This is a genomic window from Mycolicibacterium austroafricanum, from assembly GCF_000612725.1.
Lineage (GTDB): Bacteria > Actinomycetota > Actinomycetes > Mycobacteriales > Mycobacteriaceae > Mycobacterium > Mycobacterium austroafricanum.
The window spans coordinates 68,338-86,600 of record NZ_HG964462.1; the positions used below are offsets into that span (position 1 = coordinate 68,338).

General features: G+C 68.9%; 23 protein-coding genes. 9 read left to right on the forward strand and 14 right to left on the reverse strand.

The annotated features are described in order from the left end of the window. Positions 1-24: 24 nt before the first annotated feature. The 3 genes from purL to BN976_RS30890 are packed head-to-tail and all read left to right on the forward strand — an operon-like array spanning position 25 to position 4,720. Positions 25-2,331: a phosphoribosylformylglycinamidine synthase subunit PurL gene (gene purL, locus BN976_RS30880; RefSeq protein ID WP_036377395.1), complete on the forward strand. Its 2,307-nt coding sequence runs from the start codon at positions 25-27 to the stop codon at positions 2,329-2,331. After that, positions 2,328-4,049: an alpha/beta hydrolase gene (locus BN976_RS30885; RefSeq protein ID WP_036377399.1), complete on the forward strand. Its 1,722-nt coding sequence runs from the start codon at positions 2,328-2,330 to the stop codon at positions 4,047-4,049. The genes purL and BN976_RS30885 overlap by 4 nt, the downstream gene beginning before the upstream one ends. Further along, the gene (locus BN976_RS30890) at positions 4,049-4,720 is read left to right on the forward strand and encodes an Rv0804 family intramembrane glutamic endopeptidase (protein WP_036377400.1); all 672 of its coding nucleotides are present in this window, start codon (positions 4,049-4,051) and stop codon (positions 4,718-4,720) included. The genes BN976_RS30885 and BN976_RS30890 overlap by 1 nt, the downstream gene beginning before the upstream one ends. On the opposite strand, the gene BN976_RS30895 is transcribed toward BN976_RS30890, so the two are convergent. Further along, positions 4,614-5,153: a PPOX class F420-dependent oxidoreductase gene (locus BN976_RS30895; protein ID WP_036377404.1), complete on the reverse strand. Its 540-nt coding sequence runs from the start codon at positions 5,151-5,153 to the stop codon at positions 4,614-4,616. The genes BN976_RS30890 and BN976_RS30895 overlap by 107 nt on opposite strands. A gap of 94 nt (positions 5,154-5,247) precedes the next feature. Between BN976_RS30895 and BN976_RS30900 the strand changes: the two genes are divergently transcribed. After that, the gene (locus tag BN976_RS30900; RefSeq protein WP_036377406.1) at positions 5,248-5,640 is read left to right on the forward strand and encodes a sterol carrier family protein; all 393 of its coding nucleotides are present in this window, start codon (positions 5,248-5,250) and stop codon (positions 5,638-5,640) included. A 123-nt stretch (positions 5,641-5,763) separates the two neighbouring features. Continuing rightward, on the forward strand, positions 5,764-7,296 hold the full coding sequence (gene purF, locus BN976_RS30905; protein WP_011782255.1) for an amidophosphoribosyltransferase: 1,533 nt from the start codon (positions 5,764-5,766) through the stop codon (positions 7,294-7,296). Positions 7,297-7,351: 55 nt separating this feature from the next. Here purF and BN976_RS30910 read toward each other — a convergent pair whose 3' ends face one another. Beyond that, positions 7,352-8,335: an NAD(P)H-binding protein gene (locus BN976_RS30910; protein ID WP_011782254.1), complete on the reverse strand. Its 984-nt coding sequence runs from the start codon at positions 8,333-8,335 to the stop codon at positions 7,352-7,354. A gap of 78 nt (positions 8,336-8,413) precedes the next feature. Next, entirely contained in the window at positions 8,414-8,863 is a 450-nt protein-coding gene (locus BN976_RS30915; RefSeq protein ID WP_036377408.1) for a cupin domain-containing protein, read from the reverse strand. Positions 8,864-9,024: 161 nt separating this feature from the next. Here BN976_RS30915 and purM point away from each other — a divergent pair, with 161 nt between their 5' ends. Continuing rightward, entirely contained in the window at positions 9,025-10,098 is a 1,074-nt protein-coding gene (purM, locus tag BN976_RS30920) for a phosphoribosylformylglycinamidine cyclo-ligase (protein ID WP_036377409.1), read from the forward strand. Positions 10,099-10,122: 24 nt separating this feature from the next. Here the strand turns inward: purM and BN976_RS30925 are convergent, their stop codons facing one another. Beyond that, positions 10,123-10,308 (reverse strand): DUF3073 domain-containing protein, encoded by a 186-nt coding sequence (locus BN976_RS30925; protein WP_011782251.1) that lies wholly within the window; start codon positions 10,306-10,308, stop codon positions 10,123-10,125. Positions 10,309-10,443: 135 nt separating this feature from the next. Continuing rightward, the gene (ygfZ, locus tag BN976_RS30930) at positions 10,444-11,529 is read right to left on the reverse strand and encodes a CAF17-like 4Fe-4S cluster assembly/insertion protein YgfZ (RefSeq protein ID WP_036377414.1); all 1,086 of its coding nucleotides are present in this window, start codon (positions 11,527-11,529) and stop codon (positions 10,444-10,446) included. A 51-nt stretch (positions 11,530-11,580) separates the two neighbouring features. Between ygfZ and BN976_RS30935 the strand changes: the two genes are divergently transcribed. Both BN976_RS30935 and BN976_RS30940 read left to right on the forward strand, forming a co-directional pair. Next, on the forward strand, positions 11,581-12,462 hold the full coding sequence (locus BN976_RS30935) for an aminodeoxychorismate lyase (protein ID WP_036377417.1): 882 nt from the start codon (positions 11,581-11,583) through the stop codon (positions 12,460-12,462). Positions 12,463-12,734: 272 nt separating this feature from the next. After that, positions 12,735-13,595, forward strand: coding sequence for an ABC transporter substrate-binding protein (locus BN976_RS30940; protein ID WP_011782248.1), 861 nt, complete (start codon positions 12,735-12,737; stop codon positions 13,593-13,595). Here BN976_RS30940 and BN976_RS33065 read toward each other — a convergent pair. The 6 genes from BN976_RS33065 to BN976_RS30970 all read right to left on the reverse strand — a co-directional run bounded on the left by BN976_RS33065 (position 13,592) and on the right by BN976_RS30970 (position 16,801). Then, positions 13,592-13,855 carry a hypothetical protein gene (locus BN976_RS33065; protein ID WP_084182481.1) on the reverse strand — a complete coding sequence of 88 codons (264 nt, stop codon included), beginning with the start codon at positions 13,853-13,855 and terminating at the stop codon, positions 13,592-13,594. The genes BN976_RS30940 and BN976_RS33065 overlap by 4 nt on opposite strands. Continuing rightward, on the reverse strand, positions 13,855-14,484 hold the full coding sequence (locus tag BN976_RS30945) for a heme-binding beta-barrel domain-containing protein (RefSeq protein ID WP_011782246.1): 630 nt from the start codon (positions 14,482-14,484) through the stop codon (positions 13,855-13,857). Before BN976_RS30945 ends, BN976_RS33065 begins: the two co-directional genes overlap by 1 nt. Positions 14,485-14,638: 154 nt before the next feature. Further along, entirely contained in the window at positions 14,639-14,959 is a 321-nt protein-coding gene (locus BN976_RS30955; protein WP_011782244.1) for a DUF732 domain-containing protein, read from the reverse strand. A gap of 223 nt (positions 14,960-15,182) precedes the next feature. Then, a complete protein-coding gene (locus tag BN976_RS30960; protein WP_011782243.1) occupies positions 15,183-15,485 on the reverse strand; it encodes a DUF1416 domain-containing protein in 303 nt (100 codons plus the stop codon). 1 nt (position 15,486) lies between these two features. After that, the gene (locus tag BN976_RS30965; RefSeq protein ID WP_036377435.1) at positions 15,487-16,320 is read right to left on the reverse strand and encodes a sulfurtransferase; all 834 of its coding nucleotides are present in this window, start codon (positions 16,318-16,320) and stop codon (positions 15,487-15,489) included. 19 nt (positions 16,321-16,339) lie between these two features. After that, complete coding sequence (locus BN976_RS30970; protein WP_011782241.1) at positions 16,340-16,801, reverse strand: DUF4395 domain-containing protein; 462 nt, start codon at positions 16,799-16,801, stop codon at positions 16,340-16,342. Here BN976_RS30970 and BN976_RS33985 point away from each other — a divergent pair. Next, positions 16,791-16,961 carry a hypothetical protein gene (locus BN976_RS33985; protein WP_158498064.1) on the forward strand — a complete coding sequence of 57 codons (171 nt, stop codon included), beginning with the start codon at positions 16,791-16,793 and terminating at the stop codon, positions 16,959-16,961. The genes BN976_RS30970 and BN976_RS33985 overlap by 11 nt on opposite strands. Here BN976_RS33985 and BN976_RS34830 read toward each other — a convergent pair. From BN976_RS34830 to lmeA, 3 genes are read right to left on the reverse strand one after another with little or no spacing between them, the layout of a single operon-like run. After that, positions 16,894-17,082 carry an Ms5788A family Cys-rich leader peptide gene (locus BN976_RS34830; protein ID WP_356948618.1) on the reverse strand — a complete coding sequence of 63 codons (189 nt, stop codon included), beginning with the start codon at positions 17,080-17,082 and terminating at the stop codon, positions 16,894-16,896. The two genes, BN976_RS33985 and BN976_RS34830, sit on opposite strands and share 68 nt — an antisense overlap. Beyond that, positions 17,016-17,447, reverse strand: a complete 432-nt coding sequence (locus tag BN976_RS30975) for a thioredoxin family protein (protein ID WP_036377438.1) — start codon at positions 17,445-17,447, stop codon at positions 17,016-17,018. Before BN976_RS30975 ends, BN976_RS34830 begins: the two co-directional genes overlap by 67 nt. After that, positions 17,444-18,241: a mannan chain length control protein LmeA gene (gene lmeA, locus BN976_RS30980; RefSeq protein ID WP_011782239.1), complete on the reverse strand. Its 798-nt coding sequence runs from the start codon at positions 18,239-18,241 to the stop codon at positions 17,444-17,446. The genes BN976_RS30975 and lmeA overlap by 4 nt, the downstream gene beginning before the upstream one ends. Positions 18,242-18,263 lie beyond the last annotated feature (22 nt).

The following is an 18,263-nucleotide window of genomic DNA, read 5'->3' on the forward strand; positions in this document are numbered from 1 at the left end:
CGGCGTGCTGGCTAGACTGGCGCGGTGACGTCTGGGTTGACCCAAGAGGTAGACACCGTCGAGCGGGCCGCCGCCACTCCCGACCACCCGCAGCCCTATCGGGAACTCGGGCTCAAGGATGACGAGTATGAGCGGATCCGAGAGATCCTCGGCCGCCGCCCCACCGACGCCGAGTTGGCGATGTACTCGGTGATGTGGAGCGAGCACTGCTCCTACAAGTCCTCCAAGGTGCATCTGCGCTACTTCGGGGAGACCACCACCGAGAAGATGCGCGAGACGATGCTCGCCGGCATCGGGGAGAACGCCGGCGTCGTCGACATCGGCGACGGGTGGGCGGCCACCTTCAAGGTGGAGTCTCACAACCATCCGTCCTACATCGAGCCCTACCAGGGGGCGGCGACCGGAGTCGGCGGCATCGTGCGCGACATCATGGCGATGGGCGCCCGCCCGGTGGCGGTGATGGATCAGCTGCGGTTCGGTGCGGCCGACGCCCCCGACACGCGCCGAGTCCTCGACGGTGTGGTGCGCGGTATCGGTGGCTACGGAAACTCGCTGGGACTGCCCAACATCGGCGGCGAGACGGTGTTCGACGCCAGCTACGCAGGCAACCCGCTGGTCAACGCGCTGTGCGTCGGCGTGCTGCGCAAAGAGGACCTCAAGCTGGCCTTCGCCTCGGGTGCGGGCAACAAGATCATCCTGTTCGGGGCGCGCACCGGCCTCGACGGCATCGGTGGTGTCTCGGTGCTGGCATCGGAGACGTTCGGCGGCGACGAAAGCGGGGCGGGCCGCAAAAAGCTGCCCAGCGTGCAGGTCGGTGACCCGTTCACCGAGAAGGTGCTCATCGAGTGCTGCCTTGAGCTGTATGCGGCCGACCTGGTGGTCGGTATCCAGGACCTCGGTGGCGCCGGACTGTCTTGCGCCACTTCCGAACTCGCATCCGCTGGAGATGGCGGCATGAGGGTCGAACTGGAGCGGGTGCCGCTGCGCGCGGCCAACATGACCCCGGCCGAGATCCTGTCCAGCGAGTCCCAGGAACGCATGTGCGCGGTCGTCACTCCGGACAACGTCGACGCGTTCATGGCGGTGTGCCGCAAGTGGGACGTGCTGGCCACCGACATCGGCGAGGTCACCGACAGCGGCCGCCTCGAGATCACCTGGCACGGCGAGACCGTCGTCGACGTGCCGCCGCGCACGGTGGCCCACGAAGGACCGGTCTACGAGCGGCCCGTGCAGCGCCCCGACAGCCAGGACGCGCTGGTCGCCAACACCACGGCGTCACTGGAGCGCCCGTCCACCGGCGACGAGCTGCGCGCCACCCTGCTCCAGCTGCTGGGCAGCCCGGCTCTGTGCAGTCGTGCGTTCATCACCGAGCAGTACGACCGCTACGTGCGCGGAAACACCGTGCTGGCTGAGCACGCCGACGGTGGCGTGCTGCGCGTCGACGAGCAGACCGGCCGTGGCATCGCGATCTCCACCGACGCGTCCGGGCGTTACACCGCCCTCGACCCGTACGCCGGCGCCCAACTCGCGCTGGCCGAGGCGTATCGCAACGTCGCGGTCACCGGGGCGACCCCGGTCGCGGTGACCAACTGCCTCAACTTCGGCTCGCCCGAGGACCCCGGCGTGATGTGGCAGTTCTCCCAGGCCGTGCGCGGCCTGGCCGACGGCGCTGCGGCACTTGGCATTCCGGTCACCGGCGGCAACGTCAGCTTCTACAACCAGACCGGCACCACCGCGATCCTGCCCACACCGGTGGTCGGCGTGCTCGGCGTCATCGACGATGTGAAACGCCGAATCCCGACAGGTTTCGGGACCGAGCCGGGCGAGACCCTGATCCTGCTCGGTGACACCCGTGACGAGTTCGACGGTTCGATCTGGGCGCAGGTCACCGCCGACCACCTCGGTGGTGTGCCGCCGACGGTGGATCTGGACAGGGAACGGCTGCTGGCCGAGGTGCTCACCGCCGCATCGCGGGACGGCCTGGTCTCGGCCGCCCACGACCTGTCCGAGGGCGGCTTGATCCAGGCGGTGGTCGAGGCGTCACTGGCCGGTGAAACCGGTTGCCGCATCGTGCTTCCCGAAGGCTGGAACCCGTTCGTGACGTTGTTCTCCGAGTCGGCAGGCCGGGTCCTCGTCGCGGTGCCCCGGACGGAGGAGAGCCGCTTCACCGCGATGTGTGAGGCGCGGGGGCTACCGGCGAACCGTATCGGTGTCGTCGACCAGGGCCCCGATGGTGGTGAACCCGCCGTCGAGGTGCAGGGCTTGTTCACGGTGACCCTTGAGGAGTTGCGGCGCACGTCGGAGGGCGTGCTGCCCGGGTTGTTCGGGTGACGGCGAGCGACACCGAGGAACGCCCCGCCTACCTGTGGGCGTGGCGACTGCTACGGCTGGACTTCATCGGTGTCGCCTTCGGGGCGCTGTTCTTCTGCCTGTCGCTCACCCCCTCGCTGCTTCCCCGGGACTGGCTGTTCCAGGGCCTGATCGGCGGTCTCAACGCCGCCATCGGCTACGGCATCGGCGTGTTCCTTGCGAAGATTCTGCGCCGATTCGTGCTCGCGAACCGGCGGTGGTGGCCACCGCCTCCGAAGGTGCTCTACGCGTCGAAGGCGGTCATCGTGGTGGTCGCCGCGTCCGCCTGTGTGCTGATGGTGATTCCGGCGGCGGCGTGGCAGCGCCAGGTCTCCGCGCTGATGGGCATGGACGGCCCGAGCACGACGAGCTATTTTCGGACGCTGCTGCTTGCCGCGGTGGTCGGCGGCGTCTGCGTCGCCACGGCGCGGGTGCTGCTCGAGTTCATCAAGACGTTGGCGCGGGTGCTGATCCGGCGCTGGCGACTGTCCGACGAAATCGCGCTGTTCGTCGGCACGGCCGTGGTGGTGGTGCTGGTGATCACGTTGGTCAACGGTGTGCTGTTCCGCGGCTTCCTGGCCGGCGCCAACGCGGTGTTCCAGCCCCAGAACGCCACCACCGCCGAAGGCGTTGTCCAGCCTGCCCTTCCCGAAAAGTCAGGCAGCCCAGACTCTTTCGCGCATTGGGACTCCCTCGGCTTCCAGGGGCGCAGCTTCGTCGCCGGCGGGCTGAACGCCGATGAGCTCGCCCGCATCAACGGCAGGCCCGCCAAGGAGCCGGTCCGCGTGTATGTCGGGTTGCAGACCGCCGACACCGACGAAGGGCGGATGGCGGTGCTGCTCAGTGAACTGGAACGCACCGGGGCCTTCGACCGCGAGGTGCTCGTCATCGCACCCACCACGGGGACGGGGTGGATCAACCCGATCGCGGCCCGGTCGATAGAGATGATGTACAACGGCGACACCGCGATCGTCGGATCGCAATACTCGTTTCTGCCCAGCTGGATCTCGTTTCTCGGCGACCAAGAGAAATCCATGAAGTCGGGGCGGTCGATGATCGACGCCGTCCACGAACGGTGGGCCAAGCGGCCGCCGGACCGGCGGCCCCGGCTGCTGCTCTACGGGGAGAGCCTGGGCTCGATGGCGGGGCAGGGCGCCTTCGACTGGCTCCCGGACATCCCGCGGATGGGGTTCTCGTCGGTGCTGTGGGTGGGCCCACCCAACGCCAGCCCACTGTGGCGCGGCATCACCGCGCGCCGTGACCCCGGCACGCCCGAGGTCTTACCGCGCTACGACAACGGCCGCACCGTGCGGTTCTCGCAGGGCAACAACGCCGCGCAGATCGCCGCAGACACCGCGGCGCCGTGGGACGGCACCCGGGTGCTGTTCCTGCAGCACCCGTCCGACCCGATCGTCTGGTTGTCCCAAGAGCTGTTGTTCACCCGCCCCAACTGGCTTTCCGAGCCGCCGGGGCCCGACCGCACCGCGTCGATGCGGTGGTACCCGATCATCACGTTCTGGCAGGTGGCCGCCGACATGACCAACGCGGTATCGGTGCCGCCCGGACACGGCCACAACTACAACGATTTCATCCTCGACGGCTGGGCCGGCGTCGCCCCGCCGCGCGGCTGGACCCAGGAAGACACCGAGCGGATCCGGCTCGCGCTCGAAGAGGCCGGGTCCGAGGGCGGCGGGTACTAGTGCGCGACGGCGTCCGGGCGACGGCGCTCGCGATGCTGCTACTCGGATGGAGCCTGGCCGCACCGCGCCTGCCGCAACGATGGAATCCGTTGCCGAAGATGATGTTCGGGGCTGGCGTCGCCGCGCTGGCCGGCGCCCCGCTGGGATTGCGGCCGCCGATGCTGTGGCGCGGTCTGCAGTGGGGGAGCGCCGCCGCCGCGCCGGTCGCCCTGAGCGTCGCGGCCGCCACGACGTCCCCGCCGGTCCGTGCCGGCATGGTCGCTCGCGACCTGCCCGACCCGGCCGCGAGCTGGCTGTTGCTGCGTATCCCGTTCGGCACCGTCTGGTCGGAGGAGGCGACCTTCCGCGCCGCCCTGGGCGCCACCGCGGAACGCGCGTTCGGCAGCACCGCGGGAAGGCTGTTCGCGGCCACGGTGTTCGGGCTGTCTCACGTGCCCGACGCACGTGCCGCGCGGGAGCCGATCCTCGGCACGGTCCTTGTCACCGGTACGGCGGGCTGGGCGTTCTCCTGGCTGTATGCGAAGTCGGGCAGCCTGGTCGCGCCGATGCTGGCGCACCTCGCCGTCAACGAAGCGGGAGCCGTTGCGGCACTTGCTGTTCAACGCCGACGTTCCGCACGTGGGCGACCAGCTGATGGGGCTCGGTCTCCTGGTCGTCGATCCCGAAGCTGATCACCCCCCGCGGCGTGACGCGGATGATCGGGCGGCCGCCGTCCTCGGCCTGCACTGCGGTGCCGCGGATCTCCAGGCACCGCACACGCTCCGGTTGAATTGCTCCTCGCGTGCACTCCGGTTGAATTGCTCCTCGCGTGCGCTCCGGTTGAATTGCTCCTCGCGTGCGCAGTGGTTGAATTGCTCCTCGCGTGCGCAGTGGGTCGCGTGGAGTGATGTCGTCCACGACCAACGCCACCCTGTCGTTGTCGGCGAGGTTGCGGTACTTGCGGCTCTTCGCCATCTCGTAGCCGGCGATGTCGATGGTCCCGAGCTGTTCGTTGTAGGTGAAGCCGACCGGGCTGTTCTGTGGCGTGCCGTCGGGCTGGATGGTCGCCAGCCTGCCGAGGTCCGCCTGCTTCATGAAGTCGATCTCGAGCGTGGTGAACGTCATGCCGGTGACGGTAAGACCTCAACAAGACTTGAGGTCAATGGCCTCTTCCGGGGCCGGTGCATCCCGGCCCTGTGGCGCTCTGAGAACCTGGGTCATGGCCGCTCGCCGTACTGTCGATCCGGCGCAGACCCGCGCCGCCGTCGCCGCGCTCGCCGACTGGCTCCGCGACCCGGACGCCCCGGCGCCCGCGCGGGCCCAACTGGCCGACGCGGTGCGCTTCACCGCCAGGACGCTGGCCGCGGTCGCGCCCGGCGCGGCCGTCGAGGTACGGGTGCCGCCGTTCGTCGCCGTGCAGTGCATCGAGGGTCCCCGGCACACGCGGGGCAACCCGCCCAACGTCGTCGAGACCGATGCGCGCACCTGGCTGCTGCTTTCCACAGGGTTGCTGACGGTCGCCGACGCGGCCGCCGACGGTGCACTGCAGCTGTCCGGATCGAGGGCTGCCGAGATCGCCGACGCGCTGCCGCTCGTCGCCCTGCCCGACTGACGGAATGCCCGCGCCACGAATCTTGGTTGTTCCCTTGACCACACCGTCGCCTGATTCCCCGTTTTGCCGCTGTTCACCGTAGACTGGCGACGTCACCCACAGCCCCCAGGGAGCAGCCTGATCGTGACCGCCGAGCAGCTTGAGAGCGAGCCGAGAGAAGAGTGCGGAGTATTCGGGGTCTGGGCGCCCGGCGAGGAGGTGGCGAAGCTCACTTACTACGGCCTGTATGCGCTGCAGCACAGAGGACAGGAAGCGGCGGGCATCGCCGTCGCCGACGGGTCACAGGTGCTGGTGTTCAAGGACCTCGGGCTCGTCAGTCAGGTCTTCGATGAGCAGACGTTGGCGGCCATGCACGGCCACGTCGCCATCGGGCACTGCCGCTATTCCACCACCGGTTCCACCACGTGGGAGAACGCCCAGCCGGTGTTCCGTAACACCGCGGCGGGCACCGGCGTGGCGTTGGGCCACAACGGCAACCTCGTCAACACCGCCGAACTGGCGGCCCGCGCCCGCGACGAAGGGTTGATGAGCAGCCGTGGTGCCGCCACGGCCACCACCGACTCCGACATCCTGGGCGCGCTGCTGGCCCACGGCGCCGCTGACTCCTCGCTCGAACAGGCCGCCCTCGAACTGCTTCCGACCGTGCGGGGCGCCTTCTGCCTGACCTTCATGGACGAGAACACCCTTTACGCCGCGCGCGACCCGTACGGTGTGCGGCCGCTGTCACTCGGACGGCTCGACCGCGGGTGGGTGGTGGCCTCCGAAACCGCCGCACTCGACATCGTCGGCGCGTCGTTCGTCCGCGACATCGAGCCGGGTGAGCTCCTCGCCATCGACGCCGACGGGGTGCGCTCCAGCCGGTTCGCCCCGCCGTCCCCCAAGGGATGCGTCTTCGAGTACGTCTACCTGGCCCGCCCGGACAGCACGATCGTCGGCCGCTCGGTGCACGCCACCCGCGTCGACATCGGCCGGCGGCTGGCCCGCGAGAAGCCAGTCGACGCCGACCTCGTGATCGGCGTCCCCGAATCCGGCACCCCGGCGGCGGTCGGATACGCGCAGGAGTCCGGGATTCCGTTCGGCCAGGGCCTGATGAAGAACGCCTACGTGGGCCGCACCTTCATCCAGCCGTCGCAGACCATCCGGCAACTCGGCATCCGGCTCAAGCTCAACCCGCTCAAAGAGGTGATCCGGGGCAAGCGGTTGATCGTCGTCGACGACTCGATCGTCCGCGGCAACACCCAGCGGGCGCTGATCCGGATGCTGCGCGAGGCGGGAGCGCTCGAAGTGCATGTCCGGATCGCGTCGCCGCCGGTGAAGTGGCCGTGTTTCTACGGCATCGACTTCGCGACGCCGGCGGAGCTGATCGCCAACGCCTCCAACGCCGAGGCCGACGAGGACGAGATGCTCGACGCCGTGCGCCACGCCATCGGCGCCGACTCGCTGGGCTACATCTCACAGCAGGGCATGATCGCGGCCACCGAGCAGCCCGCGTCGCGGCTGTGCTCGGCGTGCTTCGACGGCGACTATCCGATCGAGCTGCCGGGGGAGACCGCCCTGGGCAAGAACGTCATCGAGCACATGCTCGCGACGGCAGCGCGCACCGGAATCCCGCTGCAGGTCGACAACGACAACGTCTCCGCGCTCAGACGACCTTGACGCCTCCGGCGTCGTGGCGACCTTGACGCTTCCGGCGTCGTGGCAGCCCTGAAAGTCACTGCGGCACAACCTTACTGAATCGCAGCAGGTGGCGCCGTCCTCCCTTGGCGGCCGTCCCGTCGTCGCGCAGCGCCTGGGTGACCGCGTCGCGGTAGCCGGTCACACCGCCCTCGGGCGGGGGGATCACCGTATCGATGTCGTGTTCGTGGGCGACCGCGTCGCATTCCAGCGATTCCACGAGTGGCCGCGCCAGCCCGGACGGGATCGGTGTCACCAGCCCCACCCACAGGCTGGCGATCGTCGGGGTGAGGAATGGCAGCACCACCATCACCCGGCGGCGCAGATGGGCGATGTCGGCGTAGATCTGCATGGCCTCGCCGTACTCCATCACGTCGGGCCCGCCGATATCCCAGGTGCGTGACTCCGGGACCTCGGCGGTCGCCGCCTCGGCGAGGTAGTACAGCACGTCGGCGATCGCGATCGGCTGGATCGTGTTGTGCACCCACTTCGGTGTCGTCATCACCGGCAGCCGGTCGGTCAGGTGGCGCACCATCTCGAACGACGCCGACCCGGACCCGACCACGATGCCCGCCTGCAGCACCACCGTCTCCACCGTCGAGCCGAGCAGGATGTCCCCGACCTCGACCCGCGACGCCAGATGGCGGGACAGATCGGTCTTGCCCTGCGGGTGCAATCCGCCCAGATACACCAGGCGCCGGACGCCCGCCTTCTCGGCGGCGGCGACCACGTTGCGCGCCGAGCGGGCCTCCTCGGCGACGAAGTCCCGCGACGTGCCCATGGAGTGCACCAGGTAGTAGATGACGTCCACGCCGTCGAACGCAGAGGCCAGTGAATCCGGCTCGGTCAGGTCGCCTCGCACCACCTCGACGCGGTCGCGCCAGGCGGCGTCATCCAACTTCGCCGGCGTACGGGCCATCGCCCGCACGGTGTGGCCGCGGTCCAGAAGCTCGGGCACGAGGCGCCGCCCGATATAACCCGTCGCGCCCGTCACCAGACACCTGACCTGTTCCGTCGACACCAGCCCCTCCGATCGTCGTCGGCACCCATCCACAGTTCGGCGCCGATGCCGACCTGGATTGCCCGCAAACAGGCCGGACTAACCGGCTCCGGGTAACGGGCAGCCCGGATCGGGCACGTCGATCGCCAGCGGGGTGGCGGGTGGGTTCGCGTAAAGCACCCACATCACCAACGGCTCCGCGCCTTCGTTGCGGCCTACGTGTACGTAGCCCGGCCCGCTGGCCTCGCTGATCGGCGCACCCGCACCGTAGACACCGTCGACCGCGCAGGATGCCGCCGCGTAATGCGTCAGCGTGCCCGCTCTGACCACCGCGAACACGTCCCCCGGGTGGTAGTGCCAGCCGGTGGTTCCGCCCGGGGCGATGGTGATCATCCGGGCGACGTAACTCTTGCCGTCGACCGAAGACTCCGACAACGTGACCGCGTCGACCCCTTCGCCGGGGGTGGCCGATGCGCCGGCGGAACCCACCGCCGCCACCGCGGCCACCGCGACGCCGCTCGCCATCCACAGCCGTTGGGCCAGTCTCATGATCAATGAGAATGGCACAGCCCATCGCACCCGTCGGGCGTTTGCGCGGGTTACCGCGCCGGCGGTCCTGGCCATGACAGATGGCCGGTTCACCCACGACGTGCGCTGAGCGCACGCCGGGCCGTATCGGCTGCAGTCGCCGACCGGTAGCCTTATGGCCGATGAGCGATCGCGCCGAACAACACGGCATTTCCTATGCGTCGGCAGGTGTGGACATCGAAGCAGGCGACCGAGCCGTCGAACTCTTCAAGCCACTTGCCAAGAAGGCCACGAGACCCGAGGTGAGAGGTGGCCTCGGCGGTTTCGCCGGCCTGTTCGCCCTGCGTGGCGACTATCGGGAGCCGCTGCTGGCGTCGTCCACCGACGGTGTCGGCACCAAGCTCGCCGTCGCGCAGGCGATGGACAAGCACGACACCGTCGGTATCGACCTCGTCGCGATGGTCGTCGACGATCTGGTCGTGTGCGGGGCCGAGCCGCTGTTCCTGCAGGACTACATCGCGGTCGGGCGCACCGTGCCCGAGCGGGTCGCCGAGCTGGTGTCGGGAATCGCCGACGGCTGCGTGCTGGCCGGCTGCGCGCTTCTGGGCGGGGAGACCGCCGAGCACCCCGGTCTGATGGCTCCCGACCACTACGACATCTCCGCCACCGGCATCGGCGTGGTCGAGGCCGACGACGTGCTGGGGCCCGACCGGGTGCGGCCCGGCGACGTGATCATCGGAATGGCCTCCACCGGCCTGCACTCGAACGGGTACTCGCTGGCCCGCCACGTACTGCTCGAGATCGACCACATGAACCTGGCCGGACACGTCGAGGAGTTCGGCCGCACCCTCGGTGAGGAACTGCTGGAGCCGACGCGGATCTACGCCAAGGACTGCCTGGCGCTGGCCGCCGAGACGCAGGTGCGGACGTTCTGCCACGTGACCGGCGGCGGACTGGCCGGAAACCTCGAGCGGGTCATCCCGCACGGGCTGGTGGCCGAGCTCGACCGGGGCACGTGGACACCGGCACCCGTGTTCGGCATGATCGCCCAGCGCGGCCGCATCGAGCGAGCCGAGATGGAGAAGACCTTCAACATGGGCGTCGGGATGGTGGCCATCGTCGCGCCGGAGGACACCGATCGCGCGTTGGCCGTCCTGACCGCCCGTCACCTGAACTGCTGGACCCTCGGAACCATCGAGAAGGGCGGCAAGGACGGTCCACGAGCAGTGCTCGTGGGACAGCACCCCAGGTTCTGACGCTCCTCGGACGGGCTGGCGGCGTCAGCGCCGCCAGTCGTCCTCGTCCGCCCAGCTCTCATCGGGCGACGGATCGCTGCCGTTGAGGCGGTCGTTGTCGGGAGCGTTCGACAGCTCGCGCTGAAGCCGCTCAAAATCGGTCTGCGGTGAGCTGTACTTGAGCTCACGTGCAACCTTGGTCTGCTTTGCCTTTGCCCGGCCGCGGCCCATTGGGGGAACCCCCTCGCGCAATAACGGAGCGGCCCAATCACTAGGCGGCTCCGATCTGAGTGTGTTTATTGTCCTGCGGCCACTTTACCGTGCCGCGCGGCGAACCGCTGGCAGGCCCTCTTGCGGGCCCGTCAACTACGCGGTTCCGCCGCGGAGCCGGTCCACCGCCAGCCGTCCCGCCCCCACGCCGTCGGCGGGCGGCATCGAGTCCGGGTCGATTGTGGCGGCCGCGTGCACCTCACCTCCGGTCGTCAGCGCGGTGTCGGCGGGCAGCCCACGCTTGAGCAGCGCCAGGGCGATCACGCCCTCGTCGACGTGGTCGACGACGGTGCCGAGCCGGCCCACGGTGCGGCCGCCGGCCAGCAGCGGGTCGCCGGTGGAGGGCCGGTCGGATGCGCCGTCGAGGTGCAGCAACACCAGCATGCGTGGCGGTTTGCCCAGGTTGTGGACGCGCGCGACGGTCTCCTGGCCGCGGTAGCAGCCCTTGTCGAGGTGCACCGCCCCGACGCCCGGGCCGCCGATCCAGCCCACTTCATGAGGAATGGTGCGCTCGTCGGTGTCCACCCCGAGACGCGGTCGACGGGCGGCGACGCGGTGCGCTTCGTACGCCCAGACCCCGGCGGGCCGGACCCCGGCGGCCACCAACCTGTCGCGCCACGCCGCGAGCTCGTCGCGCGGCACCACGACGTCCACCTCGACCGCAGGCCCCGGCAGCCGCCGGATGAAGCCGCCGCCGGGCAGTTCGACGGCGCTGTTGGGGGCCGGCAGTGCGGGCAGGCCCACGGCGTCGAGTACTGCGGGGTCGGTCAGACCGGGCCCGAGCAGCGACAACACGCCCAGATCGGCAGGTTCGACCACGACATCGGCCCAGAACACCATCTTGCGGAGGAAGCTCAGCAGCGGCTCCCCGCGCCACGGCTCGGTGTCCAGAACGGTGCGCCCGTCGAGCTGGGTCTGCACCCAGTGATCTTCGACACGGCCCTGCCCGTCGAGGCTCAGATTCTCGGTCACGGTGCCGTCGGCGAGGTCGCTGACGTGCTGGCTGGAGATCGTGTGCAGCCACGAATTGCGTTCGGCTCCGGTCAGCGACAGCACCGCCCGGTGCGAGCGGTCCACGACGACCGCGCCCTGCGCGGCGGCCCGTTGCTCGCCGAGCGGATCGCCGTAATGCCAGACCGCGCCGGCGTCGGGTCCAGTGTCGGGTGCGGGTACGGCAGACATACTGCAACTCTACGATTCACGCGGTCGTGGCCGGGTCTACGCTGATGCCTCATGGCTGACCATCCGGGCGTCGTCGTCACCCTCGACGGGCAGCTGCACGATCCCGATGCCCCGCTGCTGTACGCCGACGACCTCGCGGCGGTGCGCGGTGACGGGATCTTCGAGACGCTTCTGATCCGGGGCGGCCGCCCGTGTCTGCTCGACGCCCACCTGGGCCGATTGGCGCACTCCGCGCGACAGGTCGATTTGCCGCCACCGGACGCCGCGCGTTGGCATGCGGCGGTGGGCATCGCCGTCGACAGCTGGCTGCGCACAGGCGGCGACGAAGGGGTGCTGCGGCTGGTTTACAGCCGTGGCAGGGAGCACGGCTCGGACCCCACCGCGTACGCCACGATCGGCTCCGTGCCGGCGCGGGTCGCCGACGTCCGGCGCAACGGCCTGGCGGCGCTGACCCTGCAACGCAGCCTGCCCGCCGAAGGCGTCGACGCGATGCCGTGGCTGCTGGCGGGTGCCAAGACACTGTCGTATGCGGTCAACATGGCGGCGCTGCGGCACGCCGAGCGCCACGGCGCCGGTGACGTCATCTTCATCAGCACCGAGGGGCACATCCTGGAGGGGCCGCGCTCCACCGTGGTCATCGCCACGTCGTCCCCCGACGGGCGGACGTGCCTGCTCACCCCGCCACCCTGGTATCCGATCTTGCGTGGCACCACCCAGCAGGCGCTGTTCGAATTGGCGCGCAACAAGGGCTATGACTGCGACTACCAGGCCCTCACGCCCGCTGATCTGATTGCCGCACAAGGTGTTTGGCTGGTATCCAGCATCACGCTGGCCGCGCGTGTGCACACCCTCGACGGTAACCCGCTCGCCGCTGCGCCTCTCTCGGACGAGATCGCCGCGCTCGTCGACGCTGCGATCCTCAGCGATCGCTGAGCGCTAAATCGGTTGTCGCCCTGTCGAAGCGCGAGTACGGTCGCCTGTACACAGGGAAGGAGGTGGTCCGAGAATTGATTGACTTATGGACATGTGAGGTGGCTGCGAGCTAGCAGCGCCGGGAGAGCGCCTGTCGCACCTGTGCGCGCTGGCGAATTCCCCGCAGTCACCCGGCCCCCGAGCCTCCTGGTCTTGTCCGACCAGGAACGACGGCTCGGGGGCCGCTCCATGTCGCGAACTGCACAAATTTCAAGATCTGCAATGATTCGGCTATGTCTTGCCCTTCCGTCGCGGGATGGAGGACGGCTGCCGCCGTCCTCGTCGTGCTGGCCGGTCCCGCCTGTGCGGCGCCGGTCGGGGTGACCGCCCCGACGCTGGACTCGAGCAAGTGCAGCAGGGACGTGCTGGCCACCCAGTACCCCGGCATCCTGACGTTCGGCGCCGACCAACCCGTCTACCCGCCCTGGTACATGGGCGACGATCCGACCAACGGTGATGGGTTCGAGTCGGCGCTCGCCTACGCCCTCGCCGCGAAACTGAACTACACCGGCGACGACGTGCGCTGGGTCCGGGTGCCGTTCAACACCGCGCTCGCGCCCGGGGCCAAGACCTTCGACGTGAACCTGTCCCAGTTCTCCATCACCGAGCAGCGCAGGGCCGCCGTGGATTTCTCCACTCCGTATTTCGACGTCACGCAGGCCGTGGTGGCGGTGCGCACCTCGCCGGCCGCCGCCGTGACAACACTTGACGGACTGCGTCCGCTACGGCTCGGCGCACAGGTCGGGACCACCAGTCACACCGCCGCGACCGAGCTGGGCGGAAGTGTCCCGGTGCAGGCGTACAACACCAACGTGGACGCCAAGATGGCGCTGCTCGACGGTGAGATCGACGCGATGGTCGTCGACCTGCCGACGGCGCTGACCATGGCCGAAGAGCTTCGGCACGGTGTCCTGGTGGGGCAGCTCCCGGCCGACGGCGAACACCTCGAGCAGTTCGGCATCGTCCTGTCGCACGGCAGTCCGCTGACCCGCTGCGTGTCCTGGGCGGTCGACTCGCTGCGCGAGGACGGCACGTTGGCGGGTCTTCAGAACCGGTGGTTGACGGACACCGGACCGGTCGCCGTGTTGCGCTAGCCGGCCGGACCGGGCGCCAGCGACGAGCACTCCGACATGGCGGCCTCCCAGGTTGCCGCGTCCATGCCGGGCGGAGGTTCGGACACCGGCCCGGGCGCTGCGGGAACCCCGTGCTGACTCAGGCAGTACGCGAAGGAGCCGTGACCCACGCTGGGTACCGCCGAGCTGGGCGTCGACGGCGGGGGAGCTTGTGACGGCGCCGAGCAGCCGGCCATCATCGCCGCGGCCGCGGCCAGCGCGGCAATCCCTACCCGGCGCACTAGCCGACGAACCTCGTCAGGCGGGCGGACAGGTGCGGCACCAGACCGCCGTCGGCGTCGACGCGTTCCTCCACGTAGGCCAGATCGCCGCCCTCGATGATTCCGTACAGCCGTTTGGCGCCGCCGACGAGCATTCCGGACTTGCTGCGCGCCAGCGCGTCGGTGACGAGTTCCCAGGACGACTGGTTCAGCGGGCGGCCGTAGAACAGTTCGATGTAGCCGGCCGAATGCGCCAGCAGCAGCTCGATGGCTTGTGACTCCTCCGGATCGCCTGGGTCGCTGACGAACCGCCAGAAACCCGTCTCCCGCAAGCCTGGCCGGGCGTACTCGCCGTCGTCGTCCAGGTGCCACGAACGGGCTTCCCAGTTGAGGTAGTCACCGCCGTCATGCGAGACCACGATCTGCTGACCGAACCGGTAATCGCCATGGGCGGCACGGCCTTCGCCCTCGCCACGCCACACACCGACCAGGGGCAACAGCGCCAGCAGTGCATCGTCGAGGTTCGCGCCCTCGCGCAGATTGGCGGTGTCGGCCGGTAGTGGCAGATCGCCGAACACCGGGATGTTGCGCGCGGCGGTCACCCTTGCGCGCTGGGCGGCAGCGGCGACCGCCTCGTCGCCAGAGCTCACGACTCGTCAGTGACGAGGCGATAGAGCGCGTACAGCGCGAACCACGTGATCACTACGACGGCCGCCACGAGCAGAAGTTCGAAGAAGAGCACCACGGCGCAAAGTTTAGCCGCCGGGAGAATTTCTCTCCCGGCGGCTGGTCAAGCGGAGTAGGTCAGCTGACCTTCCACTCGTATTGGGGGCAGAACGCACCGGTGGCCGCACCGATGAAGTACCCGGCCTGGTAATCCGACCAGTCGGTCACGCTGGTCAGATCGGCAACCTCCTGCTCGAAAGAGGCGCCGTTGTCCCAGTCCTGGCACACCGCATAGCCCGTCTCGATCACCTGCTGGGTCTTGTCCGACGGCCAGGTGATGCCGCCGTTGCCGATCACCGTCAGGAAGTCGCCCTCCGGGTCGGCGAGAGCCGCGGGAGCGCCAATCAGAGCAACTGCGGCAAAGGCCGCCGACGCGGCGCAGGCGATCGTGATCTTCATTGTCGGTCCTATGTTGTTGTCCGCGGCGAGCCGCGCGTTGATGGTGTTGACCCGCGCCGGGCGGCGCGGGAGTTCACCATATTATTCGCCGACGACAGCTAATCCTGCAGCACTTTCACAGCAAGATCACGGCAAGGCTCGATGACGGACGCGTGAATTCACGGCGTCCCTCGCCGCCTTCGTCGTCACGCGCCGACTTCGTCGTCACGCGCCGACTTCGTCGTCACGCGACCTTGACGTCGACCTCGTGGATCCCCGCGCCCGACGGCGCGATGCTGGCGTCACCGTTACCCGCGGGCGACAACGCCCGCAGCGTCCAGGTGCCGGGCGCGGCGAAGAACCGGAAGTCACCGGTCGCCGACGCGACCACCTCGGCGGTGAATTCGTCCGAGCTGTCCAGCAGACGCACGTAGGCGCCGCCCACAGCCTGGCCCGACCCGTCGACGACACGGCCGGTGATGACCGTCTCCTTCTCCAGGTCGACGCCCGCGGGCAACGTCAGTCCTTGCTTCGGTGCAGAGCACATATCAACTTCCCAACTCGATCGGGGCACCCACCAGGGAGCCGTATTCCGTCCAACTGCCGTCGTAGTTCTTGACGTTCTTGTGTCCCAACAACTCTTGCAGCACGAACCAGGTGTGCGACGAGCGCTCACCGATGCGGCAGTAGGCGATGGTCTCCTTCTCCCCGTCCAGACCGGCCTCGGCGTACAGCTTGGCCAGGTCCTCATCGGACTTGAAGGTCCCGTCCTCGTTGGCCGCCTTGCTCCACGGAACGTTGATGGCGGTGGGGATATGCCCGGCGCGCTGGCTCTGCTCCTGCGGCAGATGCGCCGGGGCCAGGATCTTGCCGGAGAACTCGTCGGGGGAGCGCACGTCGACCAGGTTCTTGGTGCCGATCGCGGCGATCACCTCGTCGCGGAAAGCGCGGATGCTGTTGTCGGGTTCCTTGGCGGTGTAGCTGGTCTGCGGACGCTCGACCGTGTCCTTGGACAGCGGGCGGGCGTCGAGCTCCCACTTCTTGCGGCCGCCGTCGAGCAGCTTGACGTCCTGGTGACCGTAGAGCTTGAAGTACCAGTAGGCGTAGGCGGCGAACCAGTTGTTGTTGCCGCCGTAGAGCACGACGGTGTCGTCGTTGGCGATGCCGCGCTCGGACAGCAGCTTGGAGAACTGCGCCGCGTCGACGAAGTCGCGTTTGACCGGGTCCTGCAGATCGGTCTTCCAGTCCAGTCGTACGGCGCCGGGGATGTGGCCGGTGTCGTAGGCGCTGGTGTCTTCGTCGACCTCGACGAAAACGGTCTTCGGCGCCTCGAGATTGCTCTCGGCCCAGTCAGCTGTGACCAGGACGTCGGAGCGTGCCATGTGGAGATCCTTTCGATTGCTAGCGGGTGGGGTTCAAGCGTGTGACGAGCGGATAGAGCTGGCAGCCCAGACAGATACCGAAGGCTGCGTTGAGCAACGCCGCCACGAGCGCGAAACCCGTGGCGACCAGGCCCAGCGGTGCGAGACCACTGGCGAAACCGAGGACGCCGACAACGGCGAAGGCGAACCCGACGAGCTGCGCGAACTTCAGCGGTGCCACCGGTTCACGGTCGGTGGCAGGAGCCAGCCTGGGGGCGATCAGTGCGGCGAACACCCGGCCGTACGGATGCCGGCGCGGACCCGACACCGCGCCGATCGCGAAGACGACGGCCTGCGCACCGAGCAGCACGGCTGCTGCCGCCGGGTGCTGCGCCGACACGAGCAGGGTGGCGACGAGGACGACGGTGGTCACCCACGCGACGAAGCGCGGGCCGCGAACGTCGATCTGCGTCGGCGCGCTGCTCTGTGTGATGTTCGACATGGTCGTGCTCCTGTTGTTTCGGTACGGCTGGACGCGGCGGACCCAGATGGGGCCGGTCGCAGAGTGGCGGCGCGAAAAGCAGGCGCGGCGACTCAGCAGCTACAACAACAACAGCAACAACCCGCAACGCGGCACAGATCGACTGCGCGGCGCTTGGTGAGCAGAAGCTCAAGGCGGGCTGACACGGCTGACAGCTTACCCAGAGAACCGGTGATCAAGCCAACAGTGGCTGCAGCGCCGAGCGCAGATCGGCCGCGGTCGGCACGCCGGAGGTGCGGTATCGCTGCCGGCCGTCGGCGTCGAAGATGAACGTCGTCGGCAGCGACAACACCGAAAGTTTGCGCGCCGACTCCGGATCGGCGTCGAGGTCGATCTCCACGTGCGTCACCTCGGGCAGTTCGGCGCACACCTGGTCGACCACCCGGCGCACTCCCGCGCAGGGCCCACACCACACCGCGCTGAAGTGCAGGACGGTCGGTTCGGTCCGCGACAGGCCCAGCGCATCGACGTCGCTGTCATCCAGCGCCGGCCACTCCGCCGCACCCTTGATCAGACCGGACCGCAGCGTCAGCAGTCGGCCGATCACGAACGCCAGCCCGAACGCGGCGATGAGAACCGCGATGACGGCGATCCAGGAGGAACTCATGACAGTCGGAACTCGTCGAGGTTGATGGTTACTCCCTCGGCGATGCCCTCGATGATGAGGTCGGAACCGCGCGCGCCCTCGGTGGTGGGTGCGATGCCGAACGGGAGCTTCTGGCCGGGCAGGGTCGTGGAGAAGGCCGCCAGAACGGCGGGCACCCGGTCCTCGGGTACCGCCTGATCGGCCGTCCCCGGCTCGGTGAGGACACCGGTCGCGGTGAGAACCAACGTCGTCGACTCCGGCCCGGTGATCGAGACGTCGACGGCGATGCTGACCCGCTCGTGGAAACCGGCCTTGTCGGGGGTACCGGTGAACACCAGCCCGGTGTTGCTCGAAATGCCCGACTCCGTGGTGCCGCCGGTGGAATCCTCCGTCTCCCGGGTCGGCGCCTCGATCAGGAGGTCGGGGATCCCCATGTACCGGCCCATGTGGGTGGAATCGATGATGATCCGGCTCTCCAGCTTCCCGACGGTGAGTGTCGAGCCCGGCCGGATGAGCCACGAATCCGGCAGCCCCACCGAATGCATGGTGGCCTCCAGCGAGGCCTTGCCGACCACGCCGTGATCAACGCCACTGGCCTTGATCTCCACCTCGTCGTAGTGGCGGCGCTGGGCCTGCGTGATGAACGGGAAACCGAGGATGGCGACCGAGGGGTCCCAGTCCAGGTTCGCGGAGCTGCGGACGCTTCTGGCCAGGCGATATTCGGCGTAGATGGCGGCCCCGAAGTCGGTGCCGACGACGCCGAGCACCACAGCGACGAGGGTCGCGAGGGCACCGATCACGAGCTTGCGCACCACGTCATTGTTGCCGACGCTGCCG

Bases quoted from the DNA above. Each gene is read 5' to 3' on its own strand.
- BN976_RS30970 (WP_011782241.1), bottom strand. From the start codon at position 16,801: ATGTCGAACATCACACAGAGCAGCGCGCCGACGCAGATCGACGTTCGC.
- BN976_RS30900 (WP_036377406.1), top strand. From the start codon at position 5,248: ATGGCCGCTCGCCGTACTGTCGATCCGGCGCAGACCCGCGCCGCCGTC.
- BN976_RS30935 (WP_036377417.1), top strand. From the start codon at position 11,581: ATGGCTGACCATCCGGGCGTCGTCGTCACCCTCGACGGGCAGCTGCAC.
- BN976_RS33985 (WP_158498064.1), top strand. From the start codon at position 16,791: ATGTTCGACATGGTCGTGCTCCTGTTGTTTCGGTACGGCTGGACGCGG.
- BN976_RS30940 (WP_011782248.1), top strand. From the start codon at position 12,735: ATGTCTTGCCCTTCCGTCGCGGGATGGAGGACGGCTGCCGCCGTCCTC.
- BN976_RS30975 (WP_036377438.1), bottom strand. From the start codon at position 17,447: ATGAGTTCCTCCTGGATCGCCGTCATCGCGGTTCTCATCGCCGCGTTC.
- BN976_RS30895 (WP_036377404.1), bottom strand. From the start codon at position 5,153: ATGACGTTCACCACGCTCGAGATCGACTTCATGAAGCAGGCGGACCTC.
- purM (WP_036377409.1), top strand. From the start codon at position 9,025: ATGAGCGATCGCGCCGAACAACACGGCATTTCCTATGCGTCGGCAGGT.
- BN976_RS30925 (WP_011782251.1), bottom strand. From the start codon at position 10,308: ATGGGCCGCGGCCGGGCAAAGGCAAAGCAGACCAAGGTTGCACGTGAG.
- BN976_RS30915 (WP_036377408.1), bottom strand. From the start codon at position 8,863: ATGAGACTGGCCCAACGGCTGTGGATGGCGAGCGGCGTCGCGGTGGCC.
- BN976_RS30965 (WP_036377435.1), bottom strand. From the start codon at position 16,320: ATGGCACGCTCCGACGTCCTGGTCACAGCTGACTGGGCCGAGAGCAAT.
- BN976_RS30960 (WP_011782243.1), bottom strand. From the start codon at position 15,485: ATGTGCTCTGCACCGAAGCAAGGACTGACGTTGCCCGCGGGCGTCGAC.
- BN976_RS30955 (WP_011782244.1), bottom strand. From the start codon at position 14,959: ATGAAGATCACGATCGCCTGCGCCGCGTCGGCGGCCTTTGCCGCAGTT.
- ygfZ (WP_036377414.1), bottom strand. From the start codon at position 11,529: ATGTCTGCCGTACCCGCACCCGACACTGGACCCGACGCCGGCGCGGTC.